At 64.3% G+C, this 14,507-nt stretch carries 11 protein-coding genes; 3 read left to right on the plus strand and 8 right to left on the minus strand.

Annotated features, from left to right (window positions below):
• Positions 1-25: 25 nt before the first annotated feature.
• Positions 26-661 carry a TetR/AcrR family transcriptional regulator gene (locus BTN82_RS05190; protein ID WP_075118087.1) on the minus strand — a complete coding sequence of 212 codons (636 nt, stop codon included), beginning with the start codon at positions 659-661 and terminating at the stop codon, positions 26-28.
• A gap of 93 nt (positions 662-754) precedes the next feature.
• Here BTN82_RS05190 and BTN82_RS05195 point away from each other — a divergent pair, with 93 nt between their 5' ends.
• Positions 755-1,855 carry an efflux RND transporter periplasmic adaptor subunit gene (locus tag BTN82_RS05195; RefSeq protein WP_075118088.1) on the plus strand — a complete coding sequence of 367 codons (1,101 nt, stop codon included), beginning with the start codon at positions 755-757 and terminating at the stop codon, positions 1,853-1,855.
• A gap of 6 nt (positions 1,856-1,861) precedes the next feature.
• The gene (locus BTN82_RS05200) at positions 1,862-4,927 is read left to right on the plus strand and encodes an efflux RND transporter permease subunit (RefSeq protein WP_075118089.1); all 3,066 of its coding nucleotides are present in this window, start codon (positions 1,862-1,864) and stop codon (positions 4,925-4,927) included.
• Positions 4,928-5,018: 91 nt separating this feature from the next.
• On the opposite strand, the gene BTN82_RS05205 is transcribed toward BTN82_RS05200, so the two are convergent.
• Genes BTN82_RS05205 through plsB form a run of 3 tightly spaced genes read right to left on the minus strand, consistent with a single transcriptional unit; the run spans position 5,019 to position 8,691 of the window.
• The gene (locus tag BTN82_RS05205; RefSeq protein ID WP_075118090.1) at positions 5,019-5,708 is read right to left on the minus strand and encodes a DUF4197 domain-containing protein; all 690 of its coding nucleotides are present in this window, start codon (positions 5,706-5,708) and stop codon (positions 5,019-5,021) included.
• A 27-nt stretch (positions 5,709-5,735) separates the two neighbouring features.
• On the minus strand, positions 5,736-6,134 hold the full coding sequence (locus BTN82_RS05210; protein WP_075118091.1) for a YbaY family lipoprotein: 399 nt from the start codon (positions 6,132-6,134) through the stop codon (positions 5,736-5,738).
• A 52-nt stretch (positions 6,135-6,186) separates the two neighbouring features.
• Positions 6,187-8,691: a glycerol-3-phosphate 1-O-acyltransferase PlsB gene (gene plsB / locus BTN82_RS05215; RefSeq protein ID WP_075118092.1), complete on the minus strand. Its 2,505-nt coding sequence runs from the start codon at positions 8,689-8,691 to the stop codon at positions 6,187-6,189.
• Between the two features lie 244 nt (positions 8,692-8,935).
• On the opposite strand from plsB, the gene BTN82_RS05220 reads away from it, so the two are divergent.
• Entirely contained in the window at positions 8,936-9,145 is a 210-nt protein-coding gene (locus tag BTN82_RS05220) for a cold-shock protein (protein ID WP_007927922.1), read from the plus strand.
• Between the two features lie 101 nt (positions 9,146-9,246).
• Here the strand turns inward: BTN82_RS05220 and BTN82_RS05225 are convergent, their stop codons facing one another.
• From BTN82_RS05225 to BTN82_RS05245, 4 genes are all read right to left on the minus strand, one after another.
• Complete coding sequence (locus BTN82_RS05225) at positions 9,247-9,624, minus strand: hypothetical protein (protein WP_075118093.1); 378 nt, start codon at positions 9,622-9,624, stop codon at positions 9,247-9,249.
• Between the two features lie 83 nt (positions 9,625-9,707).
• Positions 9,708-10,517: a putative RNA methyltransferase gene (locus BTN82_RS05230; RefSeq protein ID WP_075118094.1), complete on the minus strand. Its 810-nt coding sequence runs from the start codon at positions 10,515-10,517 to the stop codon at positions 9,708-9,710.
• Positions 10,517-11,668: a succinyl-diaminopimelate desuccinylase gene (gene dapE / locus BTN82_RS05235; protein WP_075118095.1), complete on the minus strand. Its 1,152-nt coding sequence runs from the start codon at positions 11,666-11,668 to the stop codon at positions 10,517-10,519. The genes BTN82_RS05230 and dapE overlap by 1 nt, the downstream gene beginning before the upstream one ends.
• 236 nt (positions 11,669-11,904) lie before the next feature.
• Positions 11,905-14,499, minus strand: a complete 2,595-nt coding sequence (locus BTN82_RS05245; RefSeq protein ID WP_075118097.1) for a glycosyltransferase — start codon at positions 14,497-14,499, stop codon at positions 11,905-11,907.
• Positions 14,500-14,507 lie beyond the last annotated feature (8 nt).

Consider the following 14,507-nt stretch of genomic DNA (forward strand, 5'->3'; position numbering starts at 1 on the left):
CGCGAGCTGGCTCGCGATAGGGCCTTCAGGCCCGATACGCCCGCATGAACAACCCCACCACTTCCTGTACATGGGCCTCGGCGGCTTCGTCGCTCAGCGGCACGCCACAGCCGTAGAGCAGGCGAAAGTTCGCCGCGCCCTTGAGCAGGCAGAAGAAATGCTCGGCGGCGTTGCGCGGTTTGTCGATACACAGGGCGCCGCTCTGGTCGATCCGGGCCAACAGCCGCTCCATGCCTTGCAGCATGCGTTGGGGGCCGGCCTCGAAGAAAATCTGCGAGAGCTTCGGGTCCTGGCTGCCCAGGGCCATGATCAACCGGTGCAGGTTCAACGACTCCTCGCTGTTGATCAGCAGATGAAAGCCCCGGGCGATATTCAGCAACACGCTTTCGATCGACATGCCGGGCGGCAGCTCGAAGAACAGCGTCGGCAACTGCTCCTCGCACTTGGCCATTACGGCGGCGGAGAACAGCGTCTCCTTGTCATTGAAATGGCTGTACACCGTCAGCTTGGAAACACCTGCTTCGCCCGCCACCGCGTCCATGCTGGTGTTGGCGTAGCCGTTGCTCAGGAACAGGGTTTTCGCGGCTTCGAGGATGGCCTGGCGTTTTGCCAGGTCCTTGGGCCGGCCGGGGCCGTTCGAGGGGGAAATATTGTCGGACATTCTGCGCTTTTAATACTGGACTGGTGAGTTTGCTATTAATAACATACCCGCCAGTATAAATATTCGAAGCACCCTTAGCGAAAGGTCCTCGCCATGTTCCGCTATGTCTTACCCCTCGCGTTGCCTATCAGCCTGGCTGTCCTGTTGTCCGCGTGCGGGCACGAAGAGGCGGCGCAAACCAGCGTCCGCCCGGCCATGGTGGTGCAGCCAGAGCCCGCGGCGCAGGCCATGGACAGCTACCCCGGCGAGGTCCACGCACGTTACGAGCCGGACCTGGCGTTCCGGATTGGGGGCAAGGTCAGCCGACGACTGGTCGAGGAGGGGCAACGGGTGAAGGCCGACCAGCCGTTGGCCGAACTCGATCCGCAGGACGTGCGGCTGCAACTGGAGGCCACTCGGGCCCAGGTGGCGGCGGCCGAGGCCAACCTCAACCTGGTGCGTTCCGAGCGCGACCGCTACAAGACCCTGATGGACCGGCAGATGGTCAGCCGTTCCCAGTACGACAACGCCGAGAACCTGTACCGCTCGGGCCTGGCCCGGCTCAAGCAGATCAAGGCCGAATTCGATGTGGCCAGCAACCAGGCGGATTACGCCGTGTTGCGCGCGCCCAAGGACGGCGTGGTGGCCCGGCGCACGGTCGAGGTCGGCCAGGTGGTTGCCGCCGGCCAGACCGTCTTCACCCTGGCCACCGATGGCGAGCGGGAAGTGCTGATCAGCCTGCCGGAGCAGGGCTTTGGCCGCTTCCACATTGGCCAGCCGGTGTTGGTGGAACTGTGGAGCCAGCCGGACCAGCGCTTTGCCGGGCAGATCCGCGAGTTGTCGCCGGCCGCCGATCCGCGTTCCCGGACCTTCGCCGCGCGTATCGCCTTCACCGCCGGCAAGGTGCCGGCCGAGCTGGGGCAGAGCGCCCGAGTGTTCATTCAGGGCGCGGCCAGTGTGCCGCTGTCGGTGCCGCTGTCGGCGGTGACCGCGGAAAATGGCGCGGCCTATGTCTGGCGGGTCGATGCCAACAACACCCTGAAAAAGACCCCGGTGCGCCTCGGTGCCTTCGGCGAGAAGAGCGTGCCGGTGCTCGAGGGCCTCGGCGCCAGCGACTGGGTGGTGGCGGCCGGTGTGCATGTGCTCCAGGAGGGGCAGCAGGTGCGCCCGGTGGATCGCTCCAACCGCGTGGTCAATCTGGCGGCCAAGGAGTAATCCCCGATGGGTTTCAATCTTTCCGAATGGGCGTTGCGCAACCGCCAGATCGTGCTGTTCCTGATGCTGTTGCTGGCCATTGTCGGGGCGTTGTCCTACACCAAGCTGGGCCAGAGCGAAGACCCACCCTTTACCTTCAAGGCCATGGTGATCCGCACCAACTGGCCGGGTGCCACGGCGCAGGAGGTTTCCCGGCAGGTCACCGAGCGTATCGAAAAGAAACTGATGGAAACCGGCGAATACGAGCGGATCGTCTCGTTCTCCCGCCCGGGCGAATCCCAGGTGACCTTCGTGGCGCGCGACTCGATGCACTCGGCGCAGATCCCCGACCTCTGGTACCAGGTGCGCAAGAAGATCAGCGATATCCGGCACACCTTGCCGCCGGGTATCCAGGGCCCGTTCTTCAACGACGAGTTCGGCACCACCTTCGGCAATATCTATGCGTTGACCGGTGACGGTTTCGACTACGCGGTGCTCAAGGACTATGCCGACCGCATCCAGATCCAGCTGCAACGGGTCAAGGACGTGGGCAAGGTCGAGCTGCTGGGCTTGCAGGACGAGAAAATCTGGATCGAGCTGTCGAACGTCAAGCTGGCGACCCTCGGCTTGCCGCTGGCGGCGGTGCAGCAGGCCCTGGAAGAACAGAACGCGGTGTCCACCGCCGGTTTCTTCGAGACCAGCAGCGAACGCCTGCAACTGCGCGTGTCCGGTAATTTCCAGAGCGTCGAGCAGATCCGCAACTTTCCGATCCGCGTGGCCGACCGCACCTTCCGCATCGGTGATGTGGCGGACGTGCGCCGCGGCTTCAACGATCCGCCGGCACCGCGCATGCGCTTCATGGGCGATGACGCGATCGGCCTGGCGGTGGCGATGAAGGACGGCGGCGACATCCTGGTGCTGGGCAAGGCCCTGGAACTGGAGTTCGCCCGATTGCAGAAAACCCTGCCGGCCGGCATGGAACTGCGCAAGGTGTCCGACCAGCCGGCTGCGGTGAAAACCGGGGTCGGCGAGTTCGTCCAGGTGCTGGTGGAGGCCCTGGCGATCGTGCTGCTGGTGAGTTTCTTTTCCCTGGGCGTGCGTACTGGCATGGTGGTCGCCTTGGCGATTCCGTTGGTGTTGGCGATGACCTTCGCCACCATGTATTACCTGGGGATCGGCCTGCACAAGATCTCGCTGGGCGCGCTGGTGCTGGCCCTGGGGCTGTTGGTGGACGATGCGATCATCGCGGTGGAGATGATGGCGATCAAGATGGAGCAGGGCTACGACCGGCTCAAGGCCGCCAGCTACGCCTGGACCAGCACCGCGTTCCCGATGCTCACCGGCACCCTGATCACCGCGGCCGGTTTCCTGCCGATCGCCACCGCGCAGTCCGGTACCGGCGAATACACCCGTTCGATCTTCCAGGTGGTGACTATCGCCCTGCTGGCGTCATGGATCGCCGCGGTGGTGTTCGTGCCTTATCTGGGCGAGAAACTGCTGCCGGACCTGGCCAAGCTGCATGCGGCCAAGCACGGCACCGCCAACGGCCAACCCGATCCTTACGGCACGCCGTTCTATCAGCGGGTGCGACGGACGGTAGAGTGGTGCGTGCGCCGGCGTAAAACCGTGATCGCCCTGACCGTGCTGCTGTTCATCGCCTCGGTGATGCTGTTCCGCTTCGTGCCGCAGCAGTTCTTCCCGGCCTCCGGGCGCCTGGAGCTGATGGTCGACCTGAAGCTGGCGGAAGGTGCGTCCCTGAGCAATACCGCCGAGCAGGTCAAACGCCTGGAAGCGCTGCTCAAGGAACATGCGGGCATCGATAACTATGTGGCCTACGTTGGCACCGGTTCGCCGCGTTTCTACCTGCCCCTGGACCAGCAATTGCCGGCGGCGAGCTTTGCCCAGTTCGTGGTGCTGGCCAAGACCATCGAGGAGCGTGAAAGCCTGCGCAGCTGGTTGATCGAGACCCTCAACGAACAGTTCCCGACCCTGCGCTCGCGGGTCACCCGCCTGGAAAACGGCCCGCCCGTGGGGTATCCGGTGCAGTTCCGCGTCACCGGCGAGCACATCGAAGAAGTGCGGGCCCTGGCGCGCAAGGTGGCGGCCAAGGTGCGCGAGAACCCCCATGTGGTCAACGTGCACCTGGATTGGGAAGAGCCGAGCAAGGTGGTCTACCTCAATATCGACCAGGACCGGGCCCGGGCCCTGGGCGTGAGCACGGCCAACCTGGCGAAGTTCCTGCAAAGCTCGCTGACCGGCTCCAGCGTCAGCCAGTACCGCGAAGACAACGAGTTGATCGAGATCCTGCTGCGCGGGACCTTGCATGAGCGCACCGAACTGTCGCTGCTGCCGAGCCTGGCGGTGCCTACCGACAACGGCAAGAGCGTGGCGCTGTCGCAGGTCGCGACCCTGGAGTACGGCTTCGAGGAAGGCATTATCTGGCACCGCAACCGCCTGCCGAACGTGACCATCCGCGCCGACATCTACGGCAAGGAACAGCCGGCGACCCTGGTACAGCAGATCCTGCCGACCCTGGAGCCGGTCCGCGCCGAACTGCCGGATGGCTACCTGCTGGAAGTGGGCGGCACGGTGGAAGACTCGGCGCGCGGGCAGAACTCGGTGAAGGCCGGCGTGCCGCTGTTCATCGTCGTGGTCCTGACCCTGCTGATGCTGCAACTGCGCAGTTTCTCGCGCACGGCGATGGTGTTTCTCACCGCGCCGCTGGGGCTGATCGGCGTGACCCTGTTCCTGATGGTGTTCCGCCAGCCGTTCGGCTTTGTGGCCATGCTCGGCACCATCGCGCTGTCGGGGATGATCATGCGCAACTCGGTGATCCTGGTGGACCAGATCGAGCAGGACATCAAGGCGGGGCTGCAGCCCTGGAAGGCGATTATCGAGGCAACGGTCCGGCGTTTCCGGCCGATCGTGCTGACTGCGCTGGCGGCGGTGCTGGCAATGATCCCGTTGTCGCGCAGCGTGTTCTTCGGGCCGATGGCGGTGGCGATCATGGGCGGGCTGATTGTGGCGACGGCGCTGACCCTGCTGTTCTTGCCGGCGTTGTATGCGGCGTGGTTCCGGGTCAAGAAAACCTGATTCATTCCTGTAGGAGCGAGGCTTGCCCGCGATAGCGTTCTAGCTGACTGAACGCCATCGCGGGCAAGCCTCGCTCCTACAAGGGGATGGGTTACAGGGTACCGAAGACCTTTTTCGCCAGGCCGGTGGCCGCCGCCGCCGGGTTCTGGCGAATGGTTTGTTCCTGCTTGCCGATCATCTCGAACAGGCCGTTGAGCGCCTGCTCGGTCACGTAGCCTTCGATATTCGCGTTCTTCGCGTCCAGCACGCCCAGGGTCGCGGCCTGGCCGGCGAACGAGTTGTACTGCTGGGCCAGGCCGACCTTGTCGGTGGCTTGCTTGACGATTGGCAGGAACTTCACGCGGATCTGTTCGCGGCTGGTCTTGCTCAGGTACTGGGTGGCGGACTCGTTGCCGCCGCTGAGAATGCCCTTGGCGTCTTCCACGCTCATCTTCTTCACCGCGTCCACCAGCAGCGCCTGGGCTTGCGGCACAGCGGCCTCGGCGGCCTTGTTCATGCTGGTCTCGAGCTCCTCGACCTGGGCGCCCATGCCGAACTGTTTCATTTTCTTCGCCACTTTGCCGAGGTTGCCCGGCAGTTCGATGCGTACGTCCGGGTTGTTGCTGAACCCGCCCGCGGTGCCCAGTTGCTTGACCGCCACCTGGGCGCCCTGGGTCAGAGCGTCCTTGAGACCGCCGGTGGCGTCTTGTTGCGACAGGTCGCCAAGGGACAGTGCCAGGGCGCTGGCGGAAATCAGCAGGCCTGCGCACAGGCTGGTGACACGAAGGGAAGAACGGAGCATGGCAGCTTCCTTGTTCAAGAAAGGGGGTTACCGAACGGCGTCGACGCGGATTTTCAGCGGCTGCGGATCGCTGCCGTCGAGCTTCACGCCGTTATGTTCGGTGGTGATGAACAGCAACTGGCCGGCCACTTCGATCCGTGCGCTGACCGAATAACGGTGCCCGGGCTTGACCTGGGCCGGGTCGTAGCTGAGGTGGAACGGCAGCGGCACCTGGCCTTTGACCGGGCCTTTCTGTTCGGCCAGGACCACGGCCGGGGCATCGGCCAGGGAGACGTCCTGCAGGCTCACGCTCAGGGTCGCGGCCGGCGGCAGGGCGATACGTTGCAGGTAGAAGACTTCGCCGTCGAGGCTGGCGTTGCTGGCAGGTTGCATGCTGTGACAAGCCCCGAGCAGGGTGGTGAGGACGAGCAGGGTGAATTTTTTCATTACGGATCTCCGTATCGGTGGGCGCCAGAAACCGCCTGGCGCCGATAAGAATCTAGTCGTTTTGCGGCGTTGCGGCGACCTGGTCGGCGGCATCTTCGCTGCGATGCAGGGCCACCTGGCGGATCGACAGGCGGATCTCCGCCGGCAACACGCGCTTGGCCGCGCCCTCGGCCAGTTCGCCGAGCAGTTCGTGGTGGCTCAGCTTGCCGGCCTCGTCGCGGCGCAGCACGTCCTGCTCCAACAGCGTCTGGATGAAGTGGCGGAACAGGCTCTTGTCGAAGAACTCCGGGGCATTCAAGCCGTGCAGGATCGACAGGCGCTGGGCCATGACCGTGCACAGGTCTTCCAGTTCTTCGGCGCTGATGCTGTTCTGGCCGCTGTTGAGCAGCAGCGAGATGGCCATGTAAAAGCGTTGTAGGGTCTGGGCGATGCTCTTGGACAGCAGGGTCAGCAGCACGAAGTGCCGCGAGCTTGGGGCCGGCCGCAGGTACAGGTCTTTCTCGAAACGCAGCAGACCTTGCTCGACGAACGCTTCCAGCCATTGGTCGACCACCCCGTCCAGTTCGTCCAGGGACCAGCGGATAAACAGCTCCGATTGCAGGTAGGGGTACAGCGCCCGGGTGTAGCGCAGGATCTGCTCGCGGCTCATGCGCGACGAGCTCTGGAAGAAGCTCGCCAGCAACGCCGGCAGTGCGAAGATGTGCAGCACGTTGTTGCGGTAGTAGGTCATCAGGACGGCGTTCTGCTCGTCCAGATAAAGAATCTTGCCCAGGGCATCGCTCTGCTCGGCCAGCAGGTCCATGTCCTTCACATGTTCGATCAGCGCCCGGCCATCACCTTCCGGCAGGGTGGTGTGGGGCGAGTAGGGGACTTTGCGCAACAGCGCCAGGTACAGGTCCAGGACCCGGGCCATGGCGCGGTCGTCCAGCGCCAGGCGGCTGGTGGACAGCAGCGCCAGGGCCACCAGGTTGACCGGGTTGATCGCCGCCGCCTCGTTCAGGTGCCGGGCGACTTTTTCCCCCAGGCGGTTGGTGGTTTCGTTGAGCCACGCCGGCTTGAACTGCGGGCCCAGTTCCTGGGCGCGCCAGCCTGGTTGCTGCTGGTCGAGGAACTCGGCCAGCTTGATCGGCTCGCCGAAGTTCACCGCGACCTGGCCGAAGCGCTGCTTGAGGGCGCCGATGACCTTGAAGATGTCGAAGATCGACTCTTTCTTCTTGCTCGCGCCGCGCAGCTCGCCCAGGTAGGTACGCCCCTCCAGCACGCGTTCGTAGCCGATGTACACCGGCACGAAGACGATCGGCATGCGCGAGGAACGCAGGAAGCTGCGCAGGGTGATGGCCAGCATCCCGGTTTTCGGTTGCAGCATGCGCCCGGTGCGCGAGCGCCCGCCCTCGACGAAGTACTCCACCGGGAAACCCTTGGTGAACAGGGTGTGCAGGTATTCGTTGAACACCGAGGTGTAGAGCGGGTTGCCCTTGAAGGTGCGGCGCATGAAGAAGGCTCCGCCCCTGCGCAGCAGGCTGCCGATCACCGGCATGTTGAGGTTGATCCCGGCGGCGATGTGCGGCGGGGTCAGACCGTTGCGGAACAGCAGGTAGGACAGCAGCAGGTAATCGATATGGCTGCGGTGGCAGGGTACGTAGATCACTTCGTGGCCCGGGGCGACCTTCTGCACGCTCTCGATGTGGTTGACCTTGATCCCGTCGTAGATCTTGTTCCAGAACCAGCTCAGTACCACTTCGAGGAAGCGGATCGCGGTGTAGGTGTAGTCCGAGGCGATCTCGTTGCCGTAGCGCAGGGCCTGGGCCTTGGCTTTCTCCGGAGAGATCTTCTCGCGCTCGGCTTCGTCGAGGATCGCCTGCCTGACCAGCGGCTGGTTCAGCAGGCCCTTGACCAGGTTGCGCCGGTGGGAAATGTCCGGGCCGATCACCGCGGCCTTCAGGTTGCGGAAATGCACCCGCAGGATGCGCTGGGCCATGCGCACGGTGCGCTCGTGGCCCTTGTTGTGGTCGATCAATTCGCGCAGGTGGATCGGCGCGGAGAATTGCACCCGGGTCTTGCGGCCCAGGATCATGATGCTCAACAGCCGGCGCAGGCGGCCGGTGACTGCCCAGCTGTCGGCGAACAGCAGTTTCCACGGGCTCGACTCGCTGTCCGGTGACTGGCCCCAGAACACGCTGACCGGAATGATCTGCGCGTCTTCGGCGGCGTTCTGGCTCAGGGCGCTGACCAGCCGGGTCAGGGTCGGCGGCGCGCCGCGCTTGTCTTGGCGGCCGAGCCAGTCCGGGGCTGGGGTCAGGTAGAAGAAGGCGGCCGGTTCCAGCAGGTTACCCACCGATACCGGCAGCACCGGGCGCGGCAGGCCGGCCTTGGTGCACTCGGTGTCGACCACGGCCAGGTCGGTCAGCGATGGGTTTTGCAGGACGTAGAACACCGGGCGACTGCGGTCGAGGTTGAGGGTGAACGACGACTGATTGATCGTCTCCGAGCGAACCCAGAGGTACAGCAGTCGGCGCAAGGCGCCAAACACAAGACGGCGGAACGGGGAGCGGGTCATACGGCTTCTGCTTTAGTGGAAAAAACCGAGCAGTTGCTCGGGGCGGCTAGTGTGACGGATTCGTCGAAAATCGGCAAAAAAGCGCTGAACAAGATTGAGTTGAGAGTTTTGCCACCTGTCATATACTCGGCCGGCTGACGCGTGGGCATGCCGAACCCCTCAATAGAGAACGCGGCCCAGGCGAAAGTTCTCACGGCTTCGTTTCAGTAAGCCGACTGATAATAAAAAGACGGAGGATGGATTGATGGCAACTCGCGAGACCGGCAGCGTGAAGTGGTTCAACGACGCCAAGGGCTACGGCTTCATTCAGCGTGAAGGTGGTGCCGATGTATTTGTCCACTACCGTGCTATTCGTGGCGAAGGCCACCGCTCGCTGACCGAAGGCCAGCAGGTTGAATACGCCGTGGTAGAGGGGCAGAAAGGTTTGCAGGCAGAGGATGTCGTCGGCTTGTAAGCGTTGTGCCCTTGTGGGCGCGAAGCTTGCTCGCGATGGCGTGGTGTCAGGCAAAACGCTATCGCGAGCAAGCTCGCACCTAAAGGTTCGATCCAGGCAACTCAGGCGGTACGCCAGGTAATCTCTTCTTCCCCGTCGGCGCTGATGCGAATCCAGCGGTCGGCCGACTCCTCGCCTTCTTCCTCGACCCAACTGCCCGGTGCGCAGCGCACCTCGACGTTCAGCGCGGCGAAGGCGGCGCGGGCGCAGGCAATGTCGTCGTCCCACGGCGTCTGGTCGCTTTCCAGGTACAGGCTGTTCCATTTGCCCACGGCCTTGGGCAGCCAGGTCACTGGCACCTTGCCGGCCGTGCATTTGTAGGTCTGGCCTTTCTGTACCCAGTCGCTGCACGGGCCCAGGGCCGCGCCGAGCCAGGCGGCGATGGCCTTGTGGTCGACGTCGGCGTCTTTCAGGTAAATCTCGATATCCGGTTGGCGCATGGATGTCCTCACTGTGGGTCTGAAAAATCCATTCGCGGATTTCTTCGGCCTCCCGTCGCTGTGGGAGGCCGTGGATTGATGGGTTATTGCAGAACGAAGTAATCGTAGCGCATCGACACACTGACCTCGAAGGGCGTGGCCTGCTCGATCACGTCGGCCCGGCGTTCGGCGCTGGCGCGCCAGCCGTGGGGCGTCATGGCCAGCAGGTTGGCGCGGTCCCGGGGATTGTCCAGGGTCAGCTTGAAGTCCAGGGTCTCGCTGTGCGCCAGGGCCATGCCTGCGGGGACCAGCGCCAGATGCTTGTCGTCGGTGTACTCGCGGACCTCGTCGTAGAGGCGCTCGCGCAGCTCCATCAGGTGGCCGCTGGTGGGGCCGACTTTCATCAGGCCGCCGCCCGGGCTGAGCAGGCGTTTGGCTTCCTGCCAGTCCAGCGGGCTGAACACGCTGGCGAGGAACTGGCAGCTGGCGTCGGCCAGCGGTATGCGCGCCATGCTGGCGATCAACCAGGTCAGTTGCGGGGCCCGGCGACAGGCGCGCTTGACCGCTTCCCGGGAGATGTCCAGGGCATAACCGTCGGCCCGGGGCAGGGCGTCGGCGAGTTGCGCGGTGTAGTAACCCTCGCCGCAACCGATATCGACCCAACGCTCGGGCGCGCGCTCGGCGGCCAGTTCGGCCAGGCGCTTGGCCACCGGCGCGTAATGGCCGGCGTTGAGGAAGTCGCGGCGGGCTTCGACCATGGCCTGGTTGTCGCCCGGGTCGCGGCTGTTCTTGTGCTGCACCGGCAACAGGTTCAGGTAGCCCTGGCGGGCACGGTCGAAGCGGTGCCCGGCGGGGCACGCGACACCGTTGTCGACGGCGCTCAGGGGCGCCGCGCAGAGAGGGCAGGCAAGCATCAGGCGAGCAACTTGATCAGGGTCTGGTAGTAGATTTCGGTCAGCACGTCGAGGTCGCTGGCCAGCACGCGCTCGTTGACCTGGTGGATGGTGGCGTTGACCGGGCCCAGCTCGACCACCTGGGTGCCGAGGGTGGCGATGAAGCGCCCGTCGGAGGTGCCGCCGCTGGTGGACGCCTGGGTCTCGCGGCCGGTGATGGCCTTGATGCTGGCCGACACCGCGTCGAGCAGGGCGCCCGGTTCAGTGAGGAACGGCAGGCCCGACAGCGCCCATTCCACGTGCCAGTCCAGGCCGTGTTTGTCGAGGATGGCGGCGACCCGCTGCTGCAGGCCTTCGACCGTGGACTCGGTGGAGAAACGGAAGTTGAACAGCGCCACCAGGTCGCCGGGGATCACGTTGGTCGCGCCGGTGCCGGAGTTCAGGTTGGAAATCTGGAAGCTGGTCGGCGGGAAGAACGCATTGCCGTCGTCCCAATGCTCGGCGGCCAGTTCGGCGAGGGCTGCGGCGGCCAGGTGGATCGGGTTCTTGGCCAGGTGCGGGTAAGCCACGTGGCCCTGTACGCCGCGTACGGTGAGCTTGGCGCCGAGGGAGCCGCGGCGGCCGTTCTTGACCACGTCGCCGACCAGGCTGGTGCTCGACGGTTCGCCGACGATGCACCAGTCCAGGCGCTCCTGGCGCGCGGCCAGGCGCTCGACCACGGCCTTGGTGCCGTGGTGGGCCGGGCCTTCTTCGTCACTGGTGATCAGGAACGCCACCGAACCCTTGTGGTCGGGGTAGTCGGCGACGAAACGCTCGGCAGCGACCAGCATGGCCGCCAGGCTGCCTTTCATGTCCGCTGCGCCACGCCCGCAGAGCATGCCGTGTTCGTCGATCAGCGCGTCGAACGGGTCGTTCTGCCAGGCCTGGACCGGGCCGGTCGGCACCACATCGGTATGGCCGGCGAAGCACAGTACCGGACCCTCATGCTTGCCGTGGGTGGCCCAGAAGTTATCCACATCCTCGATACGCATTGGCTCCAGCGTGAAGCCGGCTTCGCCCAGGCGCTGCATCATCAGCTTCTGGCAGTCGGCGTCGACCGGCGTCACCGACGGACGGCGGATCAGGTCACAGGCGAGTTGCAGGGTCGGCGAAAGGTCGGCATGGGCCGTCATGGAAAACTCCGGGTGCAGGGGCAAGGTCAGGCGCGGCTCTTTCTCTGTGTAGGAGCGAGCTGGCTCACGATGGCTATCAAGGACGACGCGGGGTACCAGGCGCACTGTGGTGTTCTTGAGTCCATCGCGAGCCAGCTCGCTCCTACAAGGGAGGGCGGCGGGCAAGGCGCGCAAAATGGCGGATATCTTAAAGCAAAACGGCGGCCAGAGGCCGCCGTTTAGTGCTTTGCCGCGATTTAGGCGGCGGTGGCCGGTTCGGCTTCGCCAGCCGGTTTTGGCAACGAAGACAGGAACGCCATGATCAGCGCGGCCACGTACGGCAACGACTGCACCAGCAACATGGTCACCCAGAAGCGCATGTCGTTGCTCGGCAGGCCGCCCTGCACCAGGTAGATGCCCAGCGCCGCACCCCACAACAGCAGCATGATGAACAGCTCTTCCCGGGCCTCCGAAATCGCCACCCAGAAGCCGTGGTTGTCGGCGTTCTTCGGCGTGCGGAAGAACGGAATGCTGCTGGTGAAGAAACCGTACAGCACCGCCTTGGCAATGGTGTGGGACAACGCCAGGCCGGCCAGGGCCGCGCAGAACGCATCCTTGAGGTTGACCCCGACCGCGCGGCGGTAGAGGAAGATGATCTTGCCGACCTTGAACACGAACAGCGCCAACGGCGGGATCGCGAAGATCAGCAACGGCGGATCGACGCGTTGCGGCACGATGATCATCGCCGCCGACCAGAGCAGGGCGCCCAGGGTGAAGAAGATGTTCATGCCATCCGCCACCCACGGCAGCCAGCCCGCGAGGAAGTGGTAGCGCTGGCCGCGGGTCAGCTCGGTGTCCTTGCCGCGCAGCAGGCTGGCGGTGTGCCGCTTGATGATCTGGATTGCCCCGTAGGCCCAGCGGAAACGCTGTTTCTTGAAGTCGATGAAGGTGTCCGGCATCAGGCCCTTGCCGTAGCTGTCGTGGTAATACGCCGCCGACAGGCCTTTCTCGAACACCCGCAGGCCCAGCTCGGCGTCTTCGCAGATGCACCAGTCGGCCCAGCCCAGCTCTTCCAGGACCGAACGGCGGGTCATGGTCATGGTGCCGTGCTGGATGATCGCGTCGCGGTCGTTGCGGGTGACCATGCCGATATGGAAGAACCCCTTGTATTCGGCGTAGCAGAGCTTCTTGAAGGTGCTTTCGTTCTGGTCGCGATAGTCCTGCGGCGATTGCACCACGGCGATTTTCGGGTCGGCGAAGTGCGGCACCATGTGCTTGAGCCAGTTCGGGTGCACGCAGTAGTCCGAGTCGATCACCGCGATCACTTCGGCGTCCTTGGCGGTATGCGGGATCAGGTAGTTCAGCGCGCCACCCTTGAAACCGGCCAGGGGCGCGACGTGGAAGAACTTGAAACGCGGGCCGAGGGTCTCGCAATAGGCCTGCACCGGTTCCCAGACCGCGGGGTCCTTGGTGTTGTTGTCGATGATCAGGACTTCGAAGTCCGGATAGTCGAGGTTGGCCAGGGCGTCGAGGGTCTGTTTGACCATCTCCGGCGGCTCGTTGTAGCACGGCACATGGATCGAGACTTTCGGTCGGTAGCTGGAGTCGCCTTCGACCGGCAGGAACTCGCGCCGACGTTTTTTCACCCAGACCGCTTCGGCCAGTTCATGGGCCTCGGTCAGCAGCACGATGAACACCCCGAGCGCGCCCAGGGCGAGCAGGAAGCCCACCGTCAGGCTGAACCAGGTGCTGTATTGCTGGCTGTAGTCATAGCCGATCCATACCAGCACCGAACCGCAGAGGAAGGCGATAAAGGTCAGGAAGGTCCGCCCGCGCTGGCGCAAGGCCGAGCCGTCGATCATCAGCAGGGTCAACGAAAGCAGCGCCAGGACCACCGAGCCGATGGCCAGCACGCGCCATTGGGGGATCGCCACCACCGGACCTTCGAAGTTGAATTTCTGCTGGCGCGCGGCGTTGAACACGCCCCAGTAGGCGCCGACCGAACCTTCGTCGCTGGCCTTCCACGGCTGGTCGAAGGCTTCGATCACGAAGTAGTTGTAGCCCTGGCGATTGAGTTTGTTGACCAGGGTGCGCAGGTAGATCGCCTGGTCCGCCGGGCTGGCGTCGGCGCCGCCGCGCATGCGGCCGTTGCTTGGCCAGCCGACTTCGGACAGCAGCAGCGGCTTTTTCGGGAACAGCTTTTTCAGGTCGCGGGCGCGGTCGAGGACGAACTGCCCGGCCTTGTCCATCGGGATGAATTCCCAGTACGGCAGGATGTGCGCGGCGATCAGGTCGACGTGCTTGGCCAGTTCCGGGTGTTCTTCCCAGACGTGCCACTGCTCGGACGTGGTGACCGGCACCTTGACCGCGGCCCGCACCCGGTCGAGCAGCACGCTCAATTGGTCGGCGGTGATTTCCTTGCGGAAGATCGCTTCGTTACCGACCACCACGCGCACGACGCTGCGCGAATTGTTGGCGATGTCGATGGCGCGGGTGATTTCGCGCTCGTTGCGCTCCAGGTCCGGGCTGATCCAGATCCCCAGGGTCACGCGCAGGCCGAACTCCTCCGCCAACTTGGGAATGTTCTCCAGCGTGCCGTCGACCGAATAGATCCGGATGTTGTCGGTCAGCTTGCTCATGATTTCCAGGTCGCGACGCATTTCGTCGTCGGTCGGGAACTGGTCTTTCTGTGGGAATTGGCCCAGCTGGAAAGGCGAGTAGGAAAAGCCGGAGATCTGAGCAGGCCAGTTGGGGGCGGAGACCGGGCGATTGATCAAGGCCCAGAAGCCGGTGAACAAGGCGGCGATGGCCAGAACCACCACCAGGTTGAGTCCAAATTTACGCGATGACATAGCTATTT

It is taken from the genome of Pseudomonas chlororaphis, assembly GCF_001921865.1.
Taxonomy (GTDB): domain Bacteria; phylum Pseudomonadota; class Gammaproteobacteria; order Pseudomonadales; family Pseudomonadaceae; genus Aquipseudomonas; species Aquipseudomonas chlororaphis_D.

Bases quoted from the DNA above. Each gene is read 5' to 3' on its own strand.
- BTN82_RS05220 (WP_007927922.1), top strand. From the start codon at position 8,936: ATGGCAACTCGCGAGACCGGCAGCGTGAAGTGGTTCAACGACGCCAAG.
- BTN82_RS05190 (WP_075118087.1), bottom strand. From the start codon at position 661: ATGTCCGACAATATTTCCCCCTCGAACGGCCCCGGCCGGCCCAAGGAC.
- BTN82_RS05210 (WP_075118091.1), bottom strand. From the start codon at position 6,134: ATGAAAAAATTCACCCTGCTCGTCCTCACCACCCTGCTCGGGGCTTGT.
- plsB (WP_075118092.1), bottom strand. From the start codon at position 8,691: ATGACCCGCTCCCCGTTCCGCCGTCTTGTGTTTGGCGCCTTGCGCCGA.
- BTN82_RS05200 (WP_075118089.1), top strand. From the start codon at position 1,862: ATGGGTTTCAATCTTTCCGAATGGGCGTTGCGCAACCGCCAGATCGTG.
- BTN82_RS05195 (WP_075118088.1), top strand. From the start codon at position 755: ATGTTCCGCTATGTCTTACCCCTCGCGTTGCCTATCAGCCTGGCTGTC.
- BTN82_RS05205 (WP_075118090.1), bottom strand. From the start codon at position 5,708: ATGCTCCGTTCTTCCCTTCGTGTCACCAGCCTGTGCGCAGGCCTGCTG.
- BTN82_RS05245 (WP_075118097.1), bottom strand. From the start codon at position 14,499: ATGTCATCGCGTAAATTTGGACTCAACCTGGTGGTGGTTCTGGCCATC.
- BTN82_RS05225 (WP_075118093.1), bottom strand. From the start codon at position 9,624: ATGCGCCAACCGGATATCGAGATTTACCTGAAAGACGCCGACGTCGAC.
- BTN82_RS05230 (WP_075118094.1), bottom strand. From the start codon at position 10,517: ATGCTTGCCTGCCCTCTCTGCGCGGCGCCCCTGAGCGCCGTCGACAAC.
- dapE (WP_075118095.1), bottom strand. From the start codon at position 11,668: ATGACGGCCCATGCCGACCTTTCGCCGACCCTGCAACTCGCCTGTGAC.